The organism is Streptomyces sp. SID12501 (assembly GCF_010550245.1).
Classification (GTDB): Bacteria; Actinomycetota; Actinomycetes; order Streptomycetales; family Streptomycetaceae; genus Streptomyces.
Genome location: NZ_JAAGLU010000743.1, coordinates 1 through 427 on the forward strand (window position 1 = coordinate 1; position 427 = coordinate 427).

The 427-nt window shown below is 71.4% G+C and carries 1 protein-coding gene; it reads right to left on the reverse strand.

Features of this window, described 5'->3' with window-relative positions; translation table 11 throughout:
* Positions 1 to 414, reverse strand: a 414-nt coding sequence (locus G3I71_RS48235) for a hypothetical protein (RefSeq protein WP_164325312.1), incomplete at its 3' end; no start/stop codon positions are given.
* Positions 415 to 427: the final 13 nt, after the last annotated feature.

Consider the following 427-nt stretch of genomic DNA (forward strand, 5'->3'; position numbering starts at 1 on the left):
CTGGTCGGTGATCTGCCGTGCCGTGTCCGCGACCTGGTGGATGCGCCGCATCGCTCTCCGCACGACGACCCGGGAGACCACGGACGCCAGGAGGGCGAAGGCGGCGATGAGCACGAGCGACCAGAGCATCATCTCGCCGAGGACGTCGGTCGCGACCGTGTCGACGGTGACCGCGCCAGCGGCCTCGACCGCCTGACGGCTCGCGTCGACCTCCGCGCCCGGGCTGGTCGACACCGCTCCCACGCCGGTGTCCGTCACCATCGTCGTGTACACCGCGGTGCTGCTGAACACCGCGTCGAGGATGAGGTACTGCACGAGGACGAGCACCGCGCCCGCCACGGCGAAGATCGCCGCGAGCGCGACCGTGAGGCGGGTGCGGAACGACCACCGCCACGCGCGCACCCGGTCAGTCATGCGGGATCCGGTA